Consider the following 23012-nt stretch of genomic DNA (forward strand, 5'->3'; position numbering starts at 1 on the left):
GCCGCCCAGCGATATCCATCGAGGCGCCAGCGCATCATCCCGCCAACGCATTTCATTCCGGTGCCAGCTGGTCCATCCGTATCCGGTTGGCAAACAGCGAAAACGCCAGCATGCCGGCCAGGCCGTTCGCCCGGCTCACCCAGTGCGGCAGCCAGCGCGGTGGCTTCAATACCCCCGCCTCGAACAGCGGCGCGAACGCGATCGCATCGGCCAGGCTCATCTTGCCGGCAAACAACCAGCGGCAGACCTGCAGGCGGTCCTCGGCCAGCATGTGGCGGAAGAAGGTGTGCACCGACACCAGGCCGCGCAGGTACACCGTGTCCTTGGTGAAGGCCAGGCCGCCACGGGGCGGCACGCCGCGGAACACGCGCTGCGCCGAGGCGAAACTCTCTTCCGCGTTCTGTCCCGCGTCGCAGAAATAGCGGAATACCTCGATGAAGTCGGCGCCTTCGCGTGCCATCGCAATCGCTTCGGTACGCAGGCTGATGCGCTTGAGGCGCTCGATGTCGATGCTGCCGGTGATCTGCTCGGCAAACGTCGCCAGCCCTTCCTGGGTGGCCGTCACCCGCGGCGAGGACAACGCCAGGCTGGGCAGCACCGGTTGTTCGCGGCCGTTCAATGCGGTCAGCGAATGCACCAGCGCTTCGTGGTGGAACAGCTGCGCGCGGTCGTAGGCACTGAAGCGCGCACTGGTACGCAGGCGGATGCGGGTCGGGCCGGCAGCCGCCTTGGACACCAGCTCCGGATCCAGCTGCACCTGGATGATGCGCGATTCGAAGAACGCATCTAGGTCGTTCTGCAACTGCAGTTGCAGGGCGATGGCCGAGACCGGTACCTGCTCTTCCGGTGCCAGCAGTTCGTGGTCCAGTTCGGCGGCAATCTGGATGAAGTGGCGTGCCGCGTCGCGCGTACTCGGGCCATTGCCCGGCAGCGGCTGCTCGGGCGCGCCGAACAGCTGCACCGAACAGGTATCGACGGCGGCAGTGCCCAGCCCCTCAAGCAGCTGCGCGGCCAGGTCCCAGCTCTGCGCCGACTGCTGCACATAGTGGCCCAGCGGGTGGCTGTCATCGCAGTCGGCGGCGATCGCGGCCAGCGCACGGCGCTCTTCGCTGAAGTCCAGCCGAGGGTAATCCACCTTCGGCAGCACCGGCTGGCCGCGCGCCACGCTGTCCAGGAACGGTACCTGCACCGTGGCCGGCCAGCTGGTCAGCCCCAGCAGGCGGATGCCTCCCACGGCCTCGACCAGGCGCGCATCGAGCGCTGCATGGTGGGCCACCTCACGGTCCAGCGTCGCGGTCGGTTCCATGCGCGGACTATAGCGCCCTGCCGTGCCAGGCGCAGTGCGCCGCCGCCCGAGCATTGGCTCGGGCGCTACAAGGTGTCCCGGGATACAACGGTTGTAGAGCCGAGCCCACGCTCGGCTGCACTGTCAGCGCCGGCGTGGCTTTCCGGCCGGGCGGAACTGCTGGCCTTTGCCCTTCTTGCCGCCACGTTCCTGCGCGGTCTCGGCCTGGCGCACCGCCAGCTTGGCGGCAGCGGCAGCCACTTCTTCCTTCAGCTTGAAGTAGTTCAGCAGCCGGCTCTCTTCGATCTCGCCAGCGTCGATCGCTGCACGAACAGCGCAGCCCGGTTCCTGCTGATGCTTGCAGTCGTTGAAACGGCACTGCGTGGCCAGCGCTTCGATATCGGCGAAGCCACCTTCGGACAGCGTTTCTTCGCCGGTCGGTTTCAGCTCGCGCATGCCGGGGGTGTCGATCAGGCAGGCGCCGGTCGGAAGCGGCATCAACGCGCGATGGGTGGTGGTGTGGCGGCCGCGCGAATCGTTGGCGCGCACCGCGTTGGTCTTCATCCGCTGCTCGCCGAGCAGGGTGTTGGTCAGCGTGGATTTGCCGGCACCGGAGGAGCCCACCAGCACCACCGTGCGCCCCGGGCCCAGCCACGGCCGCAGCACCGCCACGCTGTCGGCATCCAGGCCATTGATCGCATGCAGCGCGATGCCCTGCATCTCCAGCTCTTCCAGCACTGCCAGCGCATCCTCGCTGTACTCGGTCTGGTCGGCCTTGGTCAGCACCACCACCGGTTCGGCGCCGCCACCGCCGACCAGCAGCAGGTAGCGCTCGATGCGGCGCGGATTGAAGTCGGCATCCAGCCCACAGACGATGAACACCGTATCGATGTTCGCTGCGATCACCTGCTGGTGGTAGTGCTCACCGGCGGCGCCACGCTTGATCGCGGTGCGACGTGGCAGCAGCGCGACGATGCGGACGCCGTCCAGCAGCACCCAGTCGCCCACGGCCGGCCGCTCGTGGCTGGGAAAGCGCGGGCGCTGCCATTCCGGCAGTGACTCGGCCTTGATCGCCGCATCCGGGCCATCGGCCACCACGTAATGGGTCCGGTGCTGCTCGATCACCCGCGCCGGGCGGGCCTGCGGGTGTGCGGCCATCTCGGCCTGCCAGTCGGCCTGCTGCGCCGGGCCCGGCCAGGGCCAGCCGATGGTCTGCAGGGCGATGAAATCGGGGGTCTGGGTCATCGCCGCCATTCTACCTGTGACGGCCCCCGGCCAGCCCAGCAATGGCAGGCCCGGAGCCATTGCCATGCACTGCAGCAATTCCGGTAGGATGGAATCCCCATGCCTTTTGACGGCCCAGCCTCATGTCCACCATCTCGCCCAAGCCCCTGGCCATCCGCGAGCGCCTTTCCGAAGTGCGCTACGAAATCCGCGGAGAACTGGCCCGGCGAGCGCGGGAGCTGGAGGCGCAGGGCCGCAAGCTGATCAAGCTCAACATCGGCAACCCGGGCAACTTCGGTTTCCGCGCACCCGAGCACCTGCAGCGCGCGATCGCCGACGACATGGGCCGCACCGACCCGTACACCCACCAGCAGGGCCTGCCGGTGGCGCGTGAAGCCATCGCCGATTACTACGCCCGCCGCGGCGCACCGGATGCACATCCGGACCGCGTGTTCGTCGGCAACGGTGTCAGCGAGCTGATCGACCTGTCGCTGCGCGCACTGCTCAATCCGGGCGATGAGGTGCTGGTGCCGTCGCCGGACTACCCGCTGTGGTCGGCCTCCACCATCCTCAACGATGGCCGACCGGTGTACTACCGCTGCGCCGCCGAAAACGGCTTCCAGCCGGACCCGAGCGAGATCGAGACGCTGGTGTCCTCGCGCACCCGCGCCATCGTGCTGATCAACCCGAACAACCCCAGCGGCGCCAGCTACCCGCGCGAACTGCTGGAGCGCGTGGTCGAGATCGCACGCCGCCACAACCTGCTGCTGCTGGTCGATGAGATCTACGACCAGATCCTGTACGACGATGCGGTGTTCCAGCCGGTCGCGCCGCTGGCCGGCGACCATCCGTGCCTGACCTTCAGCGGCCTGAGCAAGGTGCACCGTGCCTGCGGCTGGCGTGTGGGCTGGGCCCATCTCAGCGGCGACGACGCGCGCCTGGGCGACTTCCGCGCCGCGCTGGACCTGCTGGGCGCGCTGCGCCTGTGCGCCAACGTACCGGGCCAGTACGCCATCGAGGCCGCAGTGAACGGCCCGGACACCATCTCCGAACTGTGCACCCCGGGCGGCCGCCTGTATGAAACCCGCCGCGCGGTGATCGACGCCTGCGAAGCCAGCGAGCACCTGTCGCTGGTCGCGCCGGCCGGTGCGCTGTATGCGTTCCCGGCCGTGGTCGGTGCCGCTGCCAAGGGCTTTGACGACCACACCTTCGCGCTGGACCTGATGAACAACGAAGGCGTGCTGGTGGTACCGGGTTCCAGCTTCAACGTGCCCTACCGCCATCATTTCCGCGTGACCCTGTTGCCGGAAGCCTCGGTGATGCGCGATGTGTTCGCCCGCATCGACCGCGTGCTGGCCCGGCGTGCCGAGGACGCGACCAAGGTCGTGCCGCTGAAGCCGCGCCGTTCGGTGGCCTGAGCGGTGGCGCTGTCCTACCTGGCGCTGGGCGACTCGTACACCGTCGGAGAAGCCGTTGCCGTCGAAGACCGCTGGCCGCACCAGCTGGCCGCCGCCCTGCGTGCGCAGGATGTGGCGCTGGCCGACCCGCAGACCATCGCCACCACCGGCTGGACCACCGACGAGCTGGACGCCGGCATCGATGCGGCTGCGCCCCAGGGCCCGTTCGATTTCGTCAGCCTGCTGATCGGCGTCAACAACCAGTACCGCGGCCGGCCGCTGGACGAGTACCGCGTACAGTTCCAGGCCCTGCTGCAGCGGGCGATCGGCTTTGCCGGTGGCCGCCCCGGGCGCGTGCTGGTGCTGTCCTTCCCCGACTGGGGCGCGACGCCGTTCGGTGCCGGCAGCGGCCGCGACCTGGCCACCATCGAGATCGAGACCGACGAGTTCAACGCAGCGGCCGAGGTGATCAGCACCCAGCAGGGCGTGGCCTTCGTCGACATCACCGACATCAGCCGTGACCAGGGCGGCAACCCGGCAATGATCGCCGAAGACGGCCTGCACCCGTCGGCGCGGATGTACGCATTGTGGAGCGCGCGCGCGCTGCCGGTCGCCGCACGCCTGCTCGGCGGAACGGACTGACACGATGGATGGTAAGCCACGGAACGGCCCGCCCCTGCCCTGCACACCGCTGACCGCCCCGCAGGCCCGCGCGATCGCCGAAGCGTTCCGCCCGGCACGGGCCTGGGGCAGCCATCGCGACTACTACTACACCCGCGGCAAGCTCGGCAGCGACCCGCTGTATGACGGCGTGCTGCAGCATCTGCGCGACGACGGGCAGCCGGTGCTGGACCTGGGCTGCGGGTTGGGGCTGTTCGCCCATGTGCTGCGCCAGCGCGGCGGCACCCACCCCTACCTCGGCGTGGACGTGGATGCCGGCAAGATCACCCGTGCCCAGCGTGCCGCCACCGGCCTGCACGCTGTGCGCTTCGACTGCCTGGACGTGCAGGCGCCACTGCCGGCGCAGCCCGGACACGTCCTGTTGCTGGATGTGTTGCAGTACCTGGACGCGGGCCCACAACTGGCACTGCTGCGTGCGGCCAGCGCGCGGGTGGCCGCCGGCGGCCGCCTGCTGCTGCGCACGCCGCTGGCCACCGGCGATGGTCGCGACCGCACCACGCGGGTGGCGGACCGGTTGGCCTGGCTGGTCGGCTGGATGGGCACGCGGCCGCGCCACTACCCCGACCCGCACGTGCTGCAAGCGACACTGGCCGAGGCCGGATTGCAGGTGACGGCGCCGCGTCCCCTGCATGGGCGCACGCCATTCAACAGCTGGTTGCTGGTGGCCGAACGCCCCGCGCTGTAGAGCCGCGCTGCGACGTTTTTCCGGTGCTGCGCACCGCCGCCCGAGCATCGGCTCGGGCGCTACAGTAGCGCCCCCCTTGTAGAGCCGAGCCCATGCCCGGCTGCTCTACATCACCAGGGCCGGCGTTACGGGACCGGCAGCCGCGCTTTCAGCCCGCGCTCGTCCAGTGCCTGCAGCACGCCCTCGATGATCGCCAGGTTGTGGCCGTGGGCGGCCCCCTCATGCAGCAGCACGATGGCCCCCGGTCGCAGATCCGGCAGCAGGCGGTCGAGCACCCCCTGCGCCGTGCAACCGATGCCGTCGAAGCCGCGCGCGCTCCAGCCGACCCGGACCAGGCCCAGCCGCTGCAGCACCGGCGCCACGAACGGATTGGTCATGCCCACCACCGAGCGGTACCAGCGCACCGGGCGACCGCTTACCGCCTGCAGCGCGTGCTGGCAGCCCTCGATCTCGGCGCGCATCGCCGCCGGGCCCAGCCGCCAGAAGCGCGCCTGCGGATGGCTGTGGCTGTGGTTGCCCAGGTCGTGGCCGCGGCGCAGGATCTCCTGCACCAGTTCCGGCTGCGCCAGCGCGCGCTCGCCCACCAGGAAAAAGGTAGCGTGGGCCTGGTGGCGGTCCAGCAGGTCGAGGACGGCACGGGTTTCCGGGCCAGGACCGTCATCAATGGTCAACCAGACGCTGTTGCCGGCATCCGGCAACCGGCTCAGCACCGGCGCATAGAAGCGACTGTTGGGCAGGAACACCGGCACCAAGAACAGCGCGTGGCTGGCCACCATCAGCGGCAACCCCCAGTGCCAGCCCGCCAGGACCCAGACCAGGATCACCAGCAGCTGCGACGCCACCAGCCAGGGCAGCCAGCGCCAGGGCCGGGTCGGAATGCGATGCAATGTTCCTGCGTTGCTCATCCCCCATGATGCCATGAGGGGTAGAATCGATGGTTCGAATTCCCGGAACCCCGACGTCCATGTCCCTCGATCCCGCCCTGCGTTCGCGCATCGAATCCATCCTCAACGCCAACCGCGTCGTGCTGTTCATGAAGGGCCAGCCGTCGATGCCGCAGTGCGGTTTCTCGGCCAAGGCCGTGGGTGCCCTGCAGGACCTGGGCGTCGAGTTCGCCCACGTCAATGTGCTGGCCGACCAGGAAATCCGTGAAGGCATCAAGGCCTATGGCGACTGGCCGACCATCCCGCAGCTGTACATCGACGGCGAACTGGTCGGCGGCAGCGACATCGTGCTGCAGATGGCCGCCAGCGGCGAGCTGAGCAGCGTGCTGGGCCTGGCTGCGCCGGACCGTACCCCGCCGAGCATCACCGTCACCCCGGCCGCCGTGGAAATGCTCAAGGGCGCGCTGGCCGATGCCCCGGGCGCGGCCCTGCAGCTGTCCATCGACGCCGGTTTCCAGCCGAACTTCCAGCTGGCCCCGCACGACAAAGGCGCGATCGCTGCCGAGTCCAATGGCCTGCGCGTGCAGTTCGACCTGGCCAGTGCCCGTCGCGCCAACGGCATCACCATCGACTGGGTGGACGACATCCGCGGCAAGGGCCTGGCCATCGACAACCCGAACGCGCCCAAGCCGGTGCAGGAAATCAGCGTGCGCGATGCCGACGACCTGGTGCGTGCCGGCAACATCACCCTGGTGGACGTGCGCCCGGCCGACGAACGTGAGATCGCCGCCGTCGGCGTGCCGTTCAAGACCTTCGACGGCAACGGCCGTGCCGCGCTGGAAGCCCTGCCGAAGGACACCGCACTGGCCTTCATGTGCCACCACGGTGGTCGCAGCGCGCAGGCCGCCGAGCAGTTCCGCGCCCTGGGCTTCACCAAGGTGTTCAACGTGACCGGCGGCATCAACGCCTGGTCGGAAGACGTCGACAACGGCGTGCCGAAGTACTGATTGACGGCGCGGGGTCAGCGCCCTTTCCTGCGGAAAGCGGATCTGGCCCCCAAAAAAAGGGGACGGAGGGGATTAAGTCGTTTATGCCACAAACGACTTAATCCCCTCCGTCCCCTTTCTTTCAGCCGGCGAAACCGCCTTCGGCCAGGTAGTCCAGTTCCTCCGGCGAGGGAATGCGCCCCAGCACGGCGTTGCGGTGCGGGAAACGGCCGAAGCGGCGGATGATGTCGCGGTGCAGCTCGGCGTACTGCAGGTATTCCTTGTCGCCCAGCACATCGAACATCGCCACCGAACGGTCCTGGTCCAACGGGTCCTCGGAGTGCTCGAACGGCAGGTAGATGAAGGCGCGCAGCTTCGGCACCAGCTGCAGGTCCAGGCCTTCCTCGATGGCGCGCATGGCGTAGTGCCGGGCCAGGCCATCGGTGGCATAGGAATGGGCAGTACCGCGGAAGCAGTTGCGCGGGAACTGGTCCAGCAGCAGCATCAGCGCCAGTGCGCCCTCGGCACTGCCCAGCCAGTGTTCACGCCCACGCGAAGCGGCGGCGAAATGCTCATCCAGGAACAACTGGCGGAACTGCGCGTCGAACGCATCGTCGCGGGCGAACCACTTCGCAGGGCCCGCTTCTTTCCAGAAATCCACCACTTGCGCGGCAACGTCCATGACCTACTCCCCAGGGCCGGCGCGCCGCGCCAGGCCATCATCATCATTCATCGAAGCGCAGGTGGCGGACCGACTTGCCGTTGCGCCGGATAAGCTTAAGCGCCTCGATACCGATCTGGATATGGTTTTCCACGAACTGGGAGCTGACCTTGGCATCGGAAGCCTCGGTCTTGACCCCGTCGGGGATCATCGGCTGGTCCGAGACCAGCAGCAGCGCGCCACTGGGAATGTGGTTGGCGAAACCGGCCGCGAACACCGTGGCGGTTTCCATGTCGATGGCCATGCAGCGCATCGCCCGCAGCCGCTCCTTGAAGGCCTCGTCGTGCTCCCAGACCCGGCGGTTGGTGGTGTAGACGGTGCCGGTCCAGTAGTCGTGGCCGAGGTCGCGGATCATGGTCGAGACTGCACGCTGCAGCGCAAACGCCGGCAAGGCTGGCACTTCCGGCGGCAGGTAGTCGCCCGACGTACCTTCGCCGCGGATCGCCGCGATCGGCAGCACCAGGTCACCCAGCTGGTTCTTGCGCTTGAGGCCACCGCACTTGCCCAGGAACAGTACCGCCTTGGGCATCACTGCCGACAGCAGGTCCATGATGATCGCGGCATTGGGGCTGCCCATGCCGAAGTTGATCATGGTGATGCCATCGATGGTGGCGCTGGCCATCGGCCGGTCCAGGCCGATGATGGGCGCACCGGTCAGCTCGGAAAAGGTGTGCAGGTAGCCGCCGAAGTTGGTCAGCAGGATGTGCTGGCCGAACTGGTCCAGCGGCACGCCGGTGTAGCGCGGCAGCCAGTTGTCGACGATTTCCTGCTTGCTCTTCATGGGCGGTCCGGTACGGCGTGGGACCGGGTATTTTCAGCCACCCGGCCGGTGCCGTCGAGCTACCGTCGGCAGGCCTGTGAAGAAGGTCACTTGGCAAGCCCGCCGCCTCCGGGCTAGCGTCGGCGGTTGGACCAGGCTGCAAGGGGAACTGCATGGCATCGACGTTGTTGCGCACCGGGGTGGCACTGGCGCTGGTTTCATTGAGCACGGCACCGGCGGTGGGCGCCTCGCGCTTCGTCGCCGATCCCTACCCCAGCACCTACCAGGCACACCCCGATGCACCGGTGCTGATCCAGAACGCCACCGTGCTGACCGGCACCGGCCAGCGCCTGGACAACGCCGACGTGCTGCTGCGCGAGGGCCGCATCGTTGCCGTCGGCCGCCAGCTGCAGGCCGATGCCGGTGTCACCCGCATCGATGCGCAGGGCAAGTGGGTCACACCCGGCCTGATCGACGTGCACTCGCACCTGGGCGTGTACCCCAGCCCGGGCGTCGGCGCGCACAGCGACGGCAACGAGATGACCGCGCCGGTCACCGCCAACGTCTGGGCCGAGCACTCGGTGTGGCCGCAGGACCCGGGTTTCGCCACCGCACTGGCCGGCGGCGTGACCAGCATGCAGGTGCTGCCGGGCTCGGCCAACCTGGTCGGTGGTCGTGGTGTGACCCTGAAGAACGTCCCCGCCATCACCTACCAGGCGATGAAGTTTCCCGGCGCACCGTGGGGACTGAAGATGGCCTGTGGCGAGAACCCGAAGCGGGTGTACGGCGGAGGCAAGGGCGTCGCTCCGGCCACGCGGATGGGCAACGTTGCCGGTTACCGCGCCGCCTTCATCGATGCCGCCGACTACATCGCCAAGAACAAACCGAAGCCGGCCAAGCGCAGGAGCTGGTTCGGCAGCGACAAGGGCGACAGCGCCGGTGATGCCGGCGGCAAGCGCGATCTCAAGCTGGACACGCTGGCCGGTGCGATCGAGGGCGACATCCGCGTGCATATCCATTGCTACCGCGCCGACGAGATGGCCACCATGCTCGACCTGGCCAAGGAATTCGGCTTCAAGGTGGCCGCCTTCCACCACGGCGTGGAGGCCTACAAGCTGGCCGACCGGCTGGCCGCCGACGGCGTCTGCGGCGCGCTGTGGGCCGACTGGTGGGGCTTCAAGATGGAAGCCTTCGACGGCATTCCGGAGAACATCGCACTGGTCGATCGCCCGAAGAACAGCTGCGCCATCGTCCATTCCGATTCACCCGAAGGCATCCAGCGCCTGAACCAGGAAGCGGCCAAGGTGATCGCCGCCGCGCGCCGCGCACGCATGCCGGAGATCCCCCCCGAACACGCCATCACCTGGATGACCGCCAACGCCGCCAGGGCGCTGGGGATTGAAGGCCAGACCGGCACCCTGGAGGCCGGCAAGATGGCCGACGTGGTGGTGTGGAACGGCAACCCCTTCAGCTCGTACGCGCTGGCCGAGCAGGTCTTCATCGACGGCCGCCGCCTGTACGACCGCAGCGCACCTGCGGCCACGCCACGTTCCGACTTCCAGCTTGGCCAGGAGGTGCACTGATGGGCGCGTTGAACAAGCGTCGCCGGGCATGGCTCGGCGCTACGGTCATGGTGCTGGCCTGCCTCTCCGCATCCGCGCAGGCGCAGGACCTGCTGGTGCGAAACGCGACCGTGCATACGGCCAGCACGCGCGGCAGCCTGCAGCACGCCGATGTGCTGGTGCAGGGCGGGATCATCCGCGCAGTCGGCAGCGGGCTGTCCGCCCCGGCCGGGGCCAGCGTGGTCGAGGCCGATGGCCGCCCGCTGACACCGGCGCTGTTCGGGGGCATCACCGAGATCGGCATCGAAGAGGTCTCCGGTGAAGCGAGCACGGTCGACAGCACGTTGAAGATCGGCGAACAACCGTTGCGCCCCGAGTTCGATGTCACCCTGGCGTACAACCCGGCCTCGGTGCTGATCCCGGTGGCACGCCTGGACGGCATCGGCTTCACCGCCCTGGGGGCGGCCACCGGCGGCGGCTTCGTTGCAGGCCAGGGTGGCGTGATGCGGCTGGACGGCAGCGCCGATCCCCTCGGGCCGCGCGCGCTGTTCCTGCGCCTGGGGTCGGCCGCAGTGGAGCTGACCGGGCAGTCGCGTGCAGCGCAATGGATGCTGCTGCAGCAGATGGTGGACGAGGCGCGTGGCCAGGTTGCCGCGGACTCACCGCACGCGCTGCTGACGCCGGCCGGGCGCCGCACGCTCAGCCGCTACCTGGCCGGGCACGGCCGCATCGTGGTGGAGGTGGACCGCGCGGCGGACATTCGCCAGCTGCTGCGCTGGGCCGCCCGCGAAAAGGTGAAGATCGCCATCGCCGGTGGCAGCGAAGCCTGGCAGCTGGCGCCGGAGCTGGCCGCCGCACAGGTACCGGTGTTCGTCGATGTGTTGTCCAACCTGCCGGCCAACTTCGACCAGATCGGCGCCACGCTGGAAAATGCGGCACGCCTGCAACGTTCCGGCGTGGCGGTCTCGTTCGTGCAGCGTGGCGACGCCTCGCACAACGCCCGCAAGATGCGCCAGCTGGCCGGCAATGCCGTGGCCAACGGTTTGCCCTGGGCCGACGGCCTGGCCGGCCTGACCCGGGTGCCGGCGCAGGCGTTCGGCGTGGCCGACCAGATCGGCAGCATCGAGCCGGGCAAGCGTGCCGACCTGGTGCTGTGGGAAGGCGACCCGCTGGACGTGGCGCACTATGCCGAACAGGTCTGGCTGGGCGGCCGGGCGATGCCGATGCGCTCGCGCCAGACCGAGCTGCGCGACCGCTACCTGCAGCGCAACGCGCAGCCCTGACCTCCAGTCATCCAAGGAAACCCGCATGGCCACCCTGCGCTGGTACTTCGACTTCGTCTCGCCCTATTCCTACCTGCACTGGCAGAAGCTGAAGCAGCTGCCCCAGTTCGCACAGATTCAGACCGTGCCGATCGCCTTCGGTGCGGTGCTGCATCACCTGGGCAACCTCGGGCCGGCCGAGATTCCGGCCAAGCGCCGCTTCATGTACCGCCAGCTGCTGTGGACTGCGCAGGCCGAAGGCACACCGCTGCGGTTCCCGCCGGGCCACCCGTTCAACCCGTTGTCTGCCCTGCGGCTGTGCCTGGCCGCCGGTGGCAGCGTGCAGGCGGTGGACGTGCTGTTCGACTGGATCTGGCGCGACGGCAATGCCGCCGATAGCGCCGAGGCCCTGCGCGAACCGGCTGCGCGGCTGGGCATCGAGGATGTCGCCAGCGCCATCGCGGCCCCCGCGGTCAAGGAGCAGCTGCGGAGGAACACCGAGGCCGCCATTGCTGCCGGCGTGTTCGGGGTACCGACCCTGGCCATCGATGACGAACTGTTCTGGGGCAACGACGCCCATCCGTTGATGGCCGCCGTGCTGGCCGATCCCGCCCTGCTGCAGCAGCCCGAATGGCAGCGCCTGGCCGAACTTCCGGTGGCCGTGCAGCGCAGTCGCTGAACAGGGCCTGGCGCATTTCCCTCGCGCGCCACGCCATAATTTGAGATAGATTTCACGTTTCCGAACCTACAACCGCCCTGGAGGGGGAGCCGCGGATGCGCATCGGAATCGTCGTCGACTCGGCCTGCGACCTGCCGCAGGACTTCATTGCCGAGCACAACATCGTGCTGCTGCCGATCACCGTCCGCATCGGCGAAGCCGTGCTGGCCGATCATCGCGATGAGCAGGCCACGCTGAGTTTCCTGCATGCACACGTGGCCGAGCACGGTGCCGAGGCGGAGACCATCCCCTTCAGTGTCAACCAGATCCGCGACCTGTTCCTGCAGCAGCTGGTCATCGATTACGACCACGTGTTCTGCATGACCATCACCAAGACCCGCAGCCCGATCCACGACAATGCGCTGCAGGCCAGCTTCGCCATCCTCAACGATTACAAGCCGGTTCGGCAGGCAGCGGGCTACAACTCACCGTTCGCGCTGCGCGTGCTCGATACCCAGAACCTGTTCGCTGCGCAGGCGGTGACTGCGGTGGAGGCGGTTCGCCTGCGTGACAGTGGCGCCAGCGTGCAGCAGATCCGCGAGCGGCTGGAAGAACTGGCCGGCAACGTGCACGGCTACATGGTCACCCGTGATCTGTACTACATGCGTGCGCGCGCCCGGCATAAGGGCGACCGCAGCGTCGGCCTGCTCAGTGCGGCGCTGGGCAGCGCACTGGACATCAAGCCGGTGCTGCACGGCTACCGCGGCGAAACCGGGCCGGTCGCCAAGATCAAGGGCTTCGACAGCGCCGTGCAGAAGCTGTTCGCGGTGGTCGGCCAGCGCGTGCGTGCCGGGCTGATGACGCCGACGGTGTGCGTCAGCTACGGCGGAGAACTGGACGAGCTGCGTGCCCTGCCCGGCTACGCACAGCTGAAAGAGGTCTGCGCCGGCCATGGCGTGACCGTCTACGAATCGGTGATGAGCCTGACCGGCATGGTCAATGTCGGCAAGGGCGCGGTCACGGTGGGTTTCGCCGATGGGCCACACCGGTTTGAATGAAGGCCGACCGTGGCTGGAATCTGCACATCGATTCCACCGCGGTTGTGCCAGTCTTGCCGCACTTCAAGGAGAACTTCATGCCTGCGCAGTACCACATCAGCCTGCCCGACCCGTCCAAAGCCCGCGGCAACGACCCTGACCTGTCCTTCCATTCGCAGGGCGCCGCCGGTTTCGCCGAAGAGCTGCAGGACGCCCTGCGCAGCGGCACGCTGTTCGAGCGCTGGAAAGCCAAGCAACCCGACCCGGATGCGGTGGAACCGCAGTGGGGCGTGACCGATCCGGACGCCACCGTGACCGGCGAGCAGAAGGACCTGCGCATCAACCTGGTCGCCACCACCCGTATCGACAGTGACGTGTTCAAGCAGCGCCTGCGCCTGCTGGCCGGCCACCACTGGGAACTGCGCGACGTGCGTTGAGGCCACGCCGTGGTAGTGCCGGCCGCTGGCCGGCAACCGAGGAGATGCCGGCCACCGGCCGGCACTACCCAGTGCGATGTCCCTGGACGGGCGGCACGCCATGGGCTGGTCCGCTCAACAGTCCATGGTGCCGTGCGCGTTGCCCTCGTCATCCAGCACGCGCGCATGCAGGACCACCCGGTTGCGGCCGGCACGCTTTGCGGCATACAGGCCGGCATCGGCATCGGCCAGCAGCTGGTCGGCACTGGCCAGCGCCGGTGGGTGCAGGTAGCCCACGCCGACGCTGATGCTGACCGGGCCTTCCGGCAATGGCAGCGCTTCGACCGCTTCGCGCAGGCGCTCGGCCAGCGCCAGCACGCCCGACAGTGGGCTTCCAGGCACGATGACAGCGAATTCTTCACCGCCATAACGCGCAACGCTGTCACCGCCGCGACCTGCGACGCCCTTCAGCACCCCGGCCACCGTCTGCAGGCAACGATCACCGGCCGGATGGCCGTGCCGGTCGTTGAAGGCCTTGAAGTGGTCGATATCCACCAGCAGCAGGCCCAGCTCGGTGCCGCTGCGCCGCGCGCGATTCCACTCGGAGGTCAGCCGCGCGTCGAACTCGCGGCGATTGGCCACGCCGGTGAGGCCATCCTGCCGCGCCAGTTGATCCAGCGCTGCCTGACGCTCCAGCAGATCGGTCTGCAGCAGGACGCTGCGCAGGCCGAAACCAAGGGTGGCTACGACGAAGCCCGCGACGGCCAACGGCCGCGCATGATCGACCACCAGCGTGCCGACCACCAGCAGCAGCAACGGCAGGATGATCGGACCGGCGGCCTGCACCGTCCTCGCCAGCCGCGGGTGTGCCGTGGTGCCTGTGTCCGGCGCCGTGTCCAGCGCCATGCAGGCGATCAGCAGAAAAGGGACGTCGATCAGCAGGTCGTTGAACGCACCGAATGCATCATCGGAGGTGTAGTGGTTGATGTAGTAGGCCGCCAGCAGATAGGCCAGTGCGTACAACGCCAGTGCACGGAAGAACCTGCGCCGTTCGGGCACGTCGCCGGCCAGCCATCGCACCACGGCGAACGCGGCGATACACAGGTTCTGGATGTCGAACATGCGCTGCATGTTGGACATGGCATGGGCGTCGACCTCGACACGGGCGGCGAACGATGCGGTGTGCACGAAGAACAGCACACCCAGCAGCGCCGCCATCGCCGCATCGATCAGGCTGATGCTCGGGCGCTCGCGGCGTGCCCGGGCCAGGATGAACACCAGCGGCACGCCATACAGCACGTACAACAACAGGCTGACGCGTGGGGTGAAGTCAGCCCGGCCGGCGCCCAGCGCATCCACCATGTTGAACGTCATGCCACCGGCCCACAGCAGCAGTGCCATCGCGGTAGAACGCCAGCCCAGAGCGGCGCGGTCACGTTGCGCCCGCACCAGGCACGCGGCGGCGGCCAGCAGCGGTGCGCCGGTCAGGAACAGGAAAGAGCCCACGCCCGCCGGGCTCGGCCAGAACGCCACGGCCAGCCCATGGCAGAGCACGTACAGCAGCGCCAGCACTACCGGCATGCATCCCCCCGATCCGCAAGGCCGTCTGAGCGCACGATAGCGCGCCGGCACGCCACAGCGGCGTGATCCACTGCGGCAAAACGACACTCCGCGTGCATCACCATGGTAGTGCCGGCGGCTGGCCGGCAATTCCGGGGAATCCCTGGGCGTTCCGGTGGTGCCGGCCAGCGGCCGGCACCACCGGAACGCGCTCAGCCCTGCAGGGCGCGGGCGTGGTGGGCGATGTGCTCGCCGATGAAGCTGGCGATGAAGTAGTAGCTGTGGTCGTAGCCCGGCTGCAGACGCAGGGTCAGCGGATGGCCGGCGGCCGCGCAGGCCTGCTGCAGGCGCTGCGGCTGCAGCTGGGTCTGCAGGAACTCGTCCGCCTCGCCCTGGTCGACCAGCAGCGGCAGGCGCTCGTCAGCCATAGCGATCAGCTCGCAGGCATCCCATTGCGCCCAGTCGGCCGGGTTGTCGCCCAGATAGGCATGGAAGGCCTTCTGCCCCCACGACACGTGGCTGGGCGCGACGATCGGCGAAAACGCCGACACGCTGCGATAGCGCCCGGGGTTGCGCAGCGCGATCACCAGCGCGCCATGGCCTCCCATCGAATGGCCACTGATCGCGCGCGCGTCGGTCACCGCGAAGTTCGCCTCGATCAGCGCCGGCAGTTCCTGCGCCACGTAGTCGTGCATGCGGTAGTGCTTCGCCCACGGAGCACGGGTGGCATTGAGGTAGAAGCCTGCCCCCTTGCCCAGGTCGTAGCCCTCGGCATCGGCAACGTCATCACCGCGCGGGCTGGTGTCGGGCGCGACGATGATCACACCGTGCTCGGCCGCATAGCGCTGCGCGCCGGCCTTGGTGATGAAATTCTGCTCGGTGCAGGTCAGGCCGCTCAGCCAATACAGCACCGGCAGCTTCTGCGTTTCCGCCTGCGGCGGCAGGTACACGGCGAACTGCATGTCGCAGCCCAGCGTGGTGGAATGATGCCGGTAGACGTCCTGCCAGCCGCCGAAACAGGCGCGGTGTTCAATGCGTTCCATGGTGCTCTCCTGCGCGGCGGCGTCAGCCGTCACGTGTGTTGATCAACTCATCCAGCTGCGACAGCAGGCGCAGAAGCGATTCGACGCCAGGCTGGCCATCCAGATTGCGGTACGCCGCCACCGCCACGTCGCTGCGCGGTGGCCACTGGCCGTCGGCGCGGGCTTCGTGCAGGCGCGGCAGGAATACCTGCGCAAGCCACTGCTCGAACGGTATGCCATCGTCGCTGCCGAAGGCCGAAGTCACCGCACGCGGTGGTCCCACCTCGCCGTCGACCCAGCCCAGCGCACGCAACGCCTGCTCGATCGGCGCCACCAGGGCCGCGCGCGGGTCTTCCGCACGCGGCCGGCGCAGGGCATCGAACCAGCCCACGCCGCGCCTCAGTAGTGGACCACCGAACGGATCGACTTGCCTTCATGCATCAGGTCGAAGGCGTCGTTGATCCTGTCCAGGTCCATGGTGTGAGTGACGAACGGGGCCAGTTCGATGTCGCCCTTCATCGCGTCCTCGACCATGCCCGGCAGCTGGCTGCGGCCCTTCACGCCACCGAAGGCAGTGCCCATCCACTTGCGGCCGGTTACCAGCTGGAACGGGCGGGTGGAGATCTCCTGCCCGGCACCGGCCACGCCGATCACCACGCTCTGGCCCCAGCCACGGTGCGCGCATTCCAGCGCCGCGCGCATCACGTTGACGTTGCCGATGCACTCGAAGCTGTGGTCCACACCCCAGGTGGTCATTTCCACGATGACCTGCTGGATCGGCTTGTCGAAGTCCTTCGGGTTGATGCAGTCGGTGGCGCCGAATTCGCGCGCCAGTTCGAACTTGGACGGATTGGTGTCCACCGCGATGATGCGGCCGGCCTTGGCCTGGCGCGCACCCTGGATCACCGCCAGGCCGATGCCACCCAGGCCGAACACCGCCACGCTGTCGCCTTCCTGCACCTTGGCGGTGTTGTGCACCGCGCCGATGCCAGTGGTGACGCCACAGCCGAGCAGGCAGACGTGTTCCGGGTTGGCGTCCGGGTTGATCTTCGCCAGCGAGACTTCGGCAACAACGGTGTACTCGCTGAAGGTCGAGCAGCCCATGTAGTGATACAGCGGCTCGCCGTTGTAGCTGAAGCGGCTGGTGCCATCGGGCATCACGCCCTTGCCCTGGGTGGCGCGCACCGACACGCACAGGTTGGTCTTGCCGCTCTTGCAGAACAGGCACTCGCCGCACTCGGCGGTATACAGCGGAATCACGTGGTCGCCCGGCTTGACGCTGGTCACGCCCTCGCCCACTTCCACCACGATGCCGGCGCCTTCATGGCCCAGCACCACCGGGAACAGGCCTTCCGGGTCATCGCCGGACAGGGTGAACGCGTCGGTGTGGCAGACACCGGTGTGGGTAATCTTCACCAGCACTTCGCCCTTCTTCGGCGGGGCGACGTCGATCTCGACGATCTGCAGCGGCTGGCCGGGACCAAAGGCGACGGCGGCACGGGATTTCATGGGTGGACTCTCCAGAGACAGGCAATGACAGGATGGGCGGCGCCATGTTGCGCCGTCGTTTACTTCAGGTACGAGCGGATCAACGCGCTCATGTCGCGCACGCGTTCGGCGCGTTGTTCGTCGGAGGCGGCGGGCTGGCCGAATTCCTCGCGCAGATGGGCCTCCATCACCTCGGACATCAGGCCGTTGACCGCGCCACGGATGGCGGCGATCTGCTGCAGCACCGGCCCGCAGTCGGCGCCAGCTTCGAGCGCGCGGTCAAGCGCATCGCACTGGCCGCGGATGCGGCGCACGCGGGCCAGGACCTTCTTCTTCTCTTCGGGGGAGTGCGGCATGGCGGGCCAGCTCGGAACTATACTGGGGGATAGTATACATGCGTATTGGCAAAGTGACGGAAATGGCATCTCCCGCCTCCGCGATAGTGCCGTTGAATCCTTTCATATCAATCAATTAGAGCAATTGCGCTTCTACCGTTAACGCATCGGGGCATGCTGTAGGATCGGCAGAATCAGGAACCAGGCAATGGGTGTTGGCATCCAACCCGGGCGCATCACCGATGAGATCGGCAGTGGCGCGTTTCTCTATGCCTTCTTCTCGACCATATCCGGCAACCTGGAGCCGAATGGCTGGGGAAGTCGATTCCCAATCCTCTTGAATCAGCTATACGCCGGCAGACTGCAGCAATCAGATGCTGCCGCCGCGCTGGCCGAACTACATAGGGTCCGCCGAGAGCTGGCCGAGCTTGCGCCAGCCCGTGTCATATGGTCGTTCGAGGATAGAACCCAGCGTCCACCGTGGGGAGACGATATCGCTGGCGACATCGACAGCCTGGCGACCTACTTCGTCACCTCACATGGGCGCGATCTGATCGCGCTTCTGGCCGAGGTGTTTGAAGCACTTCAGGAAGGCGAAGACACGTCCGCCCGGATCATCAACTACTGATGCCCTACGCTCAATCAAACACGCCCTGAGCCGCCAACCGCGCCAGCTCATCTACCACGTAGCGCACCTTGGGCCGCAGGTGGCGGGTCGGTGGCCACAGCGCATGGATGTCGATATGCCGCTGCATGTGCGCATCCAGCACCGATTGCAGCGCCCCGGATTCCAGATGACGGCGTACCAGTGAAACGGGCATCTGGCAGATGCCCAGCCCAGCGATGGCCGCATCGATCACCGCGTCACCATCGTTGAGCTGGTAGGTCGCATTCGGGATGAACGTTCCCTCGGCATCGTCCCTGCCGATCCGCCACGCCACCGGCTGGCCGTGGCGGAAACCAACGACGCTGCGGTGCTGCGCCAGATCCTCCACGGAGGCCGGCACGCCATGCGCCTGCAGGTACTCCGGCGATGCGCAGGTGACCAGTCGTTGGCGACCCAGCCGGCGCGCGACCAGATGCTCGGCCTGGTGCAATCCGCCGAAGCGGATCAGCAGGTCGATGCCCTCTTCGACCGGATCGACGAAGTGATCGGTGAAGGTCATCGTCAGTTGCAGGTCCGGGTATTGCCGGCACAGGCGCAGCAGCACCGGCAGCACCACCAGGCGCCCGAACGAGGATGGCATGTCGATGCGCAGCCGTCCGCTGGGCAGGCCGGCCGACCCCAGGCAGGCCTCGGCGGCGGAGATTTCTTCCAGCGCCGCCGCACACGATGCGTAGTACGCTTCGCCGTCGGTGGTCAGCGCGATGCGCCGCGTGGTGCGGTGGAACAGGCGCACGCCCAGCCGCGCTTCCAGCCGGGCGATGGCCTTGCCGACCGCCGAGCGTGAGATGCCCAGCGCGTCGGCAGCCTCGGTGAAGCTGCCTGAGCGGGCCGTGGTAACGAACGTGACCAGGCCATTCAATGATTCCAGCGGCAGCATCTATCGCGCTCCATTGGGGACAAATAGTCCCGCACCTGGGGAGATCGAAGCGCTTTATGCGCCTGCATGTCAACTCCATTCTGTGTGCATCGCGCCGCTGGCGCCTCCTCCCCGCACCAAGATGACCGACATGACCGCCGCCCTGTTCCGCCCCTTCGATCTGGCAGGCATCGCCCTGCGCAACCGCATCGTGATGGCCCCGATGACCCGCGCCCGCAACCCCGGCGCGGTGGCCAATGAACTCACCGCGCAGTACTACCGGCAGCGCGCCAGCGCCGGCCTGATCATCAGTGAAGGCACCCCGGTCTCGCCGCAGGGCCAGGGTTACATCGACGTGCCGGGTATCTGGTCGGCCAAGCAGGTTGCCGGGTGGAAGCTCGTCACCGAGGCGGTGCATGCCGCACAGGGCACGATCTTCGCCCAGCTCTGGCACGTCGGCCGCATGTCGCATTACTCGCTGCAGCCCGACGGTGGCCAACCGGTAAGCGCCGGTACCCGGCCGGTCGCCAGCGCACCGAAGAACACCTCGTTCGTCTATCTGGACGACGGCAGCCGCGGCCACGCCGATCCCACGCCGGCACGTGCGCTGGCCACCGAAGAGATCCCCGGCATCGTCGACGACTTCGCGCGCGGCGCCGACAACGCCATCGCCGCCGGTTTCGATGGCATCGAACTGCATGCCGCCAACGGCTACCTGTTCGAACAGTTCCTCAACCCGCTCATCAACCAGCGCGAGGACCGCTATGGCGGCTCGTTGCCCAATCGTGCGCGCTTGATCCTGGAGACCGTCGATGCGATGACCCAGCGCATCGGTGCGCAGCGGATCGGCGTGCGCCTGGCGCCGAACAACCTCACCTTCGACATGCCGTTCTACCCCGACAACGAGGCCACCTACCTGTACCTGGCCGAGGAGCTGGGCAAGCGCGGCCTGGCCTATGTGCATCTCAACGACAACCTGCAGGCGGGCCAGTCGGTGCTGGGCGAGGTGTTCCTGCGGCAGTTCAAGCAGGCCTACGGCGGCACCGTCATCCTGGCAGGTGGCATGACCCGCGAACGCGCCCTGCAGCTGGTCGAAGCTGGCACCATCGACCTGGCCGCGTTTGGCCAGCCGTTCATCGCCAACCCGGATCTGGTCGAGCGCCTGCAGCGCAACGTCGCGCTGGCCACGCCGGACCGCAGCACCTATTACGGGGGCGGCGAGGCAGGCTACCTCGATTACCCGGCCGCAGGCTGATCCCGCACGGGGTCGGATCCCCGCCACAGGTGCGGCTCCGACCCTTGGTTCAAGCCTCCTCGCGCACGTAAGCGAACGACTCGTCCAACCGCTCGAAGCCGATCACTTCAACGACGATGGCCTGTGCGTCGTCTTCGCTGATGTTTCCTTCTTCAATATCGTCAACGCGGGCGAACAACCGCTGCAACGCCGCGAACTGGTCGCCGCGCAGGAACGACTGGTGGCTCTGCAGCCAGCGCTGCAGATTGCCGGCCAGCTCGCCGTGCGACAGCAGCGTATACGGCGCTTGGTAGTCGGCAACGGCTTCGACCATCTTGCGGAACAGGAAATCCTGGTAGTTGGCGGCCAGCACATCGGCACGATCATCGTCATGCCACACGAGCACGACGGGCGGCTCGGCAGAATCGGGCGCGTTGCTCCAGAAGCAGTAGCTGTCGCCGCCGCCGGTCCGCGCAAACGGCAGCAACTGCAGGTCGGGACGCAGGGGATTGTAATGATCCTCGGCGGTCAGCTCCTGCCACGCTTCGAGCAGCTCATCGTGTTCCAGTGGTTCGTATTCCTGCGCGTACAGCAGCACCGGCGGATCCGCCTGCAGCGTCGGGAACACCACCTCGGACCATTCCGGATGCGGACTGCCCCAGCTCAACCGACCCGCTGCATGCAACTGCTTGAACAGGGGCGGGAAGGCCTGGCCGGTGGCCTGTTCGATGTCGGATAGCGCGCTCATGGAAGTCCTTGTCGATAGAGGTCGCCCAGCTTGCCCGAATCCTCGCAGGAGATGAACCGGCAGCAACAGGTGGCGGGACTAGACTGCAATCACCGGATGCTGGAAATCACTGCCATGAACGCCACTGCCCGCAACTTCATCATCAACATCGACGTGCCCGACCTGGCCGCCGCCGAAGCGTTCTACCTGGCCTCATTTGGATTGCGCATCGGTCGTCGGCTCGGTACCGGCGCGGTGGAACTGCTCGGTGGGCCAACACCGCTCTATCTGCTGCAGAACGAGGCTGGCAGCGCCGCCACCGAAGACGGCGACGTGCGTGACTACGAGCGCCACTGGACCCCGCTGCACCTGGACTGGGTGGTGGAGGACATCGATGCCGCGTTGATGCGTGCGGTCGCGGCCGGGGCGATGCTCGAGCAACCGGTGCGCGAGCGCCGCTGGGGCCGTATCGCCGTGCTGGCCGATCCGTTCGGGCACGGCTTCTGCCTGATCCAGTTCAGTGGCGAAGGCTACGACGCGCTGGTCGAATGAATTGCTGGCTGCGTCGCGGGCGCCAATCCACGCATGGCGCGGATCTACTGATCCGCTTCAAGCAACGCATGGAGGTTGTCGTTCGGCAGTAGATCCACGCACGGCGTGGATGCAAACCACCGCACCTCACTCGCGCAGCATATCCACGAACGCACGCAACGCACCGGGCATCTGCCGTTGCTTCGGGTAGTACAGCGCAAACCCGGCGAACGGCTCGCTCCAGTCTTCCAGCACCGCCACCATCTGCCCCGATTCGATATACGGCCGCGCGGTGTCTTCCAGCACGTAGGCCAGGCCGATGCCATCAAGTACCGCGCCGACCACGGTGCCCTGCTCGCTCAGCGTCAGCCGTCCGGGCACGTCGATTTCCAGCGCCTGCCCACCGCGCTCGAACTGCCATTTGTACAGATGCCCGCTGGCAAAGCGGAAGCGGATGCATTCATGCGCGGCCAGGTCGCGCGGATGCAGCGGCGCCGGATGCCGCCGCAGGTAATCCGGCGAGCCGACGATCAGCCCACGCAGCGGCGGCCCCATCGGCACCGCCACCATGTCCTCGGGCACGAACTCGTGCAGGCGCACGCCGGCGTCGTAGCCCTCGGCGACGATGTCGACCAGCCCATCATTTTCGGTCAGCTCCACCCGCACGTCGGGATGAGCGTGCAGGAAGCGCGCCAGCCGCGGCCGCAGCTGGGTCGCCACCGCCGCGCGGGTGGCGTTGATGCGCAGCAGGCCGGCCGGGGCGGCGCGGAAGTGGTTCATTTCTTCCAACGCGTCATGCACCTGCCCCAGCGCCGGCTGCAAGCGCTCCAGCAGGCGCTGCCCGGCCTCGGTCAGGGCCACGCTGCGCGTGGTGCGGTGGAACAGGCCCACGCCCAGTCGTTCTTCCAGCGCGCGGATCGCATAGCTCACCGCCGAGGTCGACAGCGCCAGCTCGGCGCCAGCGCGGCGGAAGCTGCGGTGGCGGGCAACCGCCGCGAACGCGGCCAGGTGGGAAAGGTTGTCAGTGGCCATGA

25 protein-coding genes are annotated in these 23012 nt (G+C 67.7%); 12 read left to right on the forward strand and 13 right to left on the reverse strand.

The features are described 5' to 3' along the window. Window positions 1–52: 52 nt before the first annotated feature. Window positions 53–1306, reverse strand: a complete 1254-nt coding sequence (locus AB839_RS12325) for a flavohemoglobin expression-modulating QEGLA motif protein (protein WP_061479584.1) — start codon at window positions 1304–1306, stop codon at window positions 53–55. Window positions 1307–1429: 123 nt separating this feature from the next. After that, the gene (rsgA, locus tag AB839_RS12330) at window positions 1430–2539 is read right to left on the reverse strand and encodes a ribosome small subunit-dependent GTPase A (RefSeq protein WP_061479585.1); all 1110 of its coding nucleotides are present in this window, start codon (window positions 2537–2539) and stop codon (window positions 1430–1432) included. Between the two features lie 113 nt (window positions 2540–2652). Here rsgA and AB839_RS12335 point away from each other — a divergent pair, with 113 nt between their 5' ends. Genes AB839_RS12335 through AB839_RS12345 form a run of 3 tightly spaced genes read left to right on the forward strand, consistent with a single transcriptional unit; the run spans window position 2653 to window position 5272 of the window. Beyond that, window positions 2653–3927: a pyridoxal phosphate-dependent aminotransferase gene (locus tag AB839_RS12335; RefSeq protein WP_061479586.1), complete on the forward strand. Its 1275-nt coding sequence runs from the start codon at window positions 2653–2655 to the stop codon at window positions 3925–3927. 3 nt (window positions 3928–3930) lie between these two features. Then, window positions 3931–4548 carry an SGNH/GDSL hydrolase family protein gene (locus AB839_RS12340; protein WP_061479587.1) on the forward strand — a complete coding sequence of 206 codons (618 nt, stop codon included), beginning with the start codon at window positions 3931–3933 and terminating at the stop codon, window positions 4546–4548. A 4-nt stretch (window positions 4549–4552) separates the two neighbouring features. Continuing rightward, window positions 4553–5272: a class I SAM-dependent methyltransferase gene (locus AB839_RS12345; RefSeq protein ID WP_061479588.1), complete on the forward strand. Its 720-nt coding sequence runs from the start codon at window positions 4553–4555 to the stop codon at window positions 5270–5272. A 125-nt stretch (window positions 5273–5397) separates the two neighbouring features. Here the strand turns inward: AB839_RS12345 and AB839_RS12350 are convergent, their stop codons facing one another. Continuing rightward, a complete protein-coding gene (locus AB839_RS12350; protein WP_061479589.1) occupies window positions 5398–6177 on the reverse strand; it encodes a polysaccharide deacetylase family protein in 780 nt (259 codons plus the stop codon). A gap of 59 nt (window positions 6178–6236) precedes the next feature. Here AB839_RS12350 and grxD point away from each other — a divergent pair, with 59 nt between their 5' ends. Next, complete coding sequence (gene grxD, locus AB839_RS12355) at window positions 6237–7163, forward strand: Grx4 family monothiol glutaredoxin (RefSeq protein WP_061479590.1); 927 nt, start codon at window positions 6237–6239, stop codon at window positions 7161–7163. Window positions 7164–7284: 121 nt separating this feature from the next. On the opposite strand, the gene AB839_RS12360 is transcribed toward grxD, so the two are convergent. Continuing rightward, window positions 7285–7824, reverse strand: a complete 540-nt coding sequence (locus AB839_RS12360) for a DUF924 family protein (protein WP_005419210.1) — start codon at window positions 7822–7824, stop codon at window positions 7285–7287. A 43-nt stretch (window positions 7825–7867) separates the two neighbouring features. After that, entirely contained in the window at window positions 7868–8644 is a 777-nt protein-coding gene (locus AB839_RS12365) for an AMP nucleosidase (RefSeq protein WP_049415280.1), read from the reverse strand. Between the two features lie 152 nt (window positions 8645–8796). Here AB839_RS12365 and AB839_RS12370 point away from each other — a divergent pair, with 152 nt between their 5' ends. The 5 genes from AB839_RS12370 (at window position 8797) to AB839_RS12390 (ending at window position 13579) form a co-directional block, all read left to right on the forward strand. After that, on the forward strand, window positions 8797–10206 hold the full coding sequence (locus AB839_RS12370) for an amidohydrolase (protein WP_061479591.1): 1410 nt from the start codon (window positions 8797–8799) through the stop codon (window positions 10204–10206). Then, complete coding sequence (locus AB839_RS12375) at window positions 10206–11468, forward strand: amidohydrolase family protein (RefSeq protein ID WP_061479592.1); 1263 nt, start codon at window positions 10206–10208, stop codon at window positions 11466–11468. The genes AB839_RS12370 and AB839_RS12375 overlap by 1 nt, the downstream gene beginning before the upstream one ends. Window positions 11469–11493: 25 nt before the next feature. After that, window positions 11494–12126: a 2-hydroxychromene-2-carboxylate isomerase gene (locus AB839_RS12380; RefSeq protein WP_061479593.1), complete on the forward strand. Its 633-nt coding sequence runs from the start codon at window positions 11494–11496 to the stop codon at window positions 12124–12126. Window positions 12127–12221: 95 nt separating this feature from the next. Continuing rightward, window positions 12222–13163: a DegV family protein gene (locus tag AB839_RS12385; protein ID WP_019662081.1), complete on the forward strand. Its 942-nt coding sequence runs from the start codon at window positions 12222–12224 to the stop codon at window positions 13161–13163. A gap of 77 nt (window positions 13164–13240) precedes the next feature. Further along, window positions 13241–13579, forward strand: a complete 339-nt coding sequence (locus AB839_RS12390; RefSeq protein ID WP_006469105.1) for a hypothetical protein — start codon at window positions 13241–13243, stop codon at window positions 13577–13579. Window positions 13580–13693: 114 nt separating this feature from the next. Here AB839_RS12390 and AB839_RS12395 read toward each other — a convergent pair whose 3' ends face one another. The 5 genes from AB839_RS12395 to frmR all read right to left on the reverse strand — a co-directional run bounded on the left by AB839_RS12395 (window position 13694) and on the right by frmR (window position 17984). Beyond that, a complete protein-coding gene (locus AB839_RS12395) occupies window positions 13694–15139 on the reverse strand; it encodes a GGDEF domain-containing protein (RefSeq protein WP_061479594.1) in 1446 nt (481 codons plus the stop codon). Between the two features lie 191 nt (window positions 15140–15330). Continuing rightward, window positions 15331–16161, reverse strand: coding sequence for an S-formylglutathione hydrolase (gene fghA, locus AB839_RS12400; protein WP_061479595.1), 831 nt, complete (start codon window positions 16159–16161; stop codon window positions 15331–15333). A 22-nt stretch (window positions 16162–16183) separates the two neighbouring features. Then, on the reverse strand, window positions 16184–16531 hold the full coding sequence (locus AB839_RS12405) for a YqcC family protein (RefSeq protein WP_061479596.1): 348 nt from the start codon (window positions 16529–16531) through the stop codon (window positions 16184–16186). An 8-nt stretch (window positions 16532–16539) separates the two neighbouring features. Then, the gene (locus AB839_RS12410) at window positions 16540–17649 is read right to left on the reverse strand and encodes an S-(hydroxymethyl)glutathione dehydrogenase/class III alcohol dehydrogenase (RefSeq protein ID WP_061479597.1); all 1110 of its coding nucleotides are present in this window, start codon (window positions 17647–17649) and stop codon (window positions 16540–16542) included. Between the two features lie 59 nt (window positions 17650–17708). Further along, window positions 17709–17984: a formaldehyde-responsive transcriptional repressor FrmR gene (gene frmR / locus AB839_RS12415; protein WP_005411009.1), complete on the reverse strand. Its 276-nt coding sequence runs from the start codon at window positions 17982–17984 to the stop codon at window positions 17709–17711. A gap of 187 nt (window positions 17985–18171) precedes the next feature. Here frmR and AB839_RS12420 point away from each other — a divergent pair, with 187 nt between their 5' ends. Then, window positions 18172–18591, forward strand: a complete 420-nt coding sequence (locus AB839_RS12420) for an Imm70 family immunity protein (RefSeq protein ID WP_061479598.1) — start codon at window positions 18172–18174, stop codon at window positions 18589–18591. A gap of 10 nt (window positions 18592–18601) precedes the next feature. Here AB839_RS12420 and AB839_RS12425 read toward each other — a convergent pair whose 3' ends face one another. Continuing rightward, window positions 18602–19507: a LysR family transcriptional regulator gene (locus AB839_RS12425; protein ID WP_061479599.1), complete on the reverse strand. Its 906-nt coding sequence runs from the start codon at window positions 19505–19507 to the stop codon at window positions 18602–18604. A 130-nt stretch (window positions 19508–19637) separates the two neighbouring features. Here AB839_RS12425 and AB839_RS12430 point away from each other — a divergent pair, with 130 nt between their 5' ends. After that, window positions 19638–20741, forward strand: a complete 1104-nt coding sequence (locus AB839_RS12430) for an alkene reductase (protein WP_061479629.1) — start codon at window positions 19638–19640, stop codon at window positions 20739–20741. A gap of 49 nt (window positions 20742–20790) precedes the next feature. On the opposite strand, the gene AB839_RS12435 is transcribed toward AB839_RS12430, so the two are convergent. Beyond that, window positions 20791–21468, reverse strand: a complete 678-nt coding sequence (locus tag AB839_RS12435) for an SMI1/KNR4 family protein (protein WP_061479600.1) — start codon at window positions 21466–21468, stop codon at window positions 20791–20793. A gap of 114 nt (window positions 21469–21582) precedes the next feature. Here AB839_RS12435 and AB839_RS12440 point away from each other — a divergent pair, with 114 nt between their 5' ends. Continuing rightward, complete coding sequence (locus AB839_RS12440) at window positions 21583–21999, forward strand: VOC family protein (RefSeq protein WP_061479630.1); 417 nt, start codon at window positions 21583–21585, stop codon at window positions 21997–21999. Between the two features lie 126 nt (window positions 22000–22125). Here AB839_RS12440 and AB839_RS12445 read toward each other — a convergent pair whose 3' ends face one another. Then, a complete protein-coding gene (locus AB839_RS12445; protein ID WP_061479601.1) occupies window positions 22126–23010 on the reverse strand; it encodes a LysR family transcriptional regulator in 885 nt (294 codons plus the stop codon). Between the last annotated feature and the right edge of the window lie 2 nt (window positions 23011–23012).

It is taken from the genome of Stenotrophomonas sp. DDT-1, assembly GCF_001580555.1.
Taxonomy (GTDB): domain Bacteria; phylum Pseudomonadota; class Gammaproteobacteria; order Xanthomonadales; family Xanthomonadaceae; genus Stenotrophomonas; species Stenotrophomonas sepilia.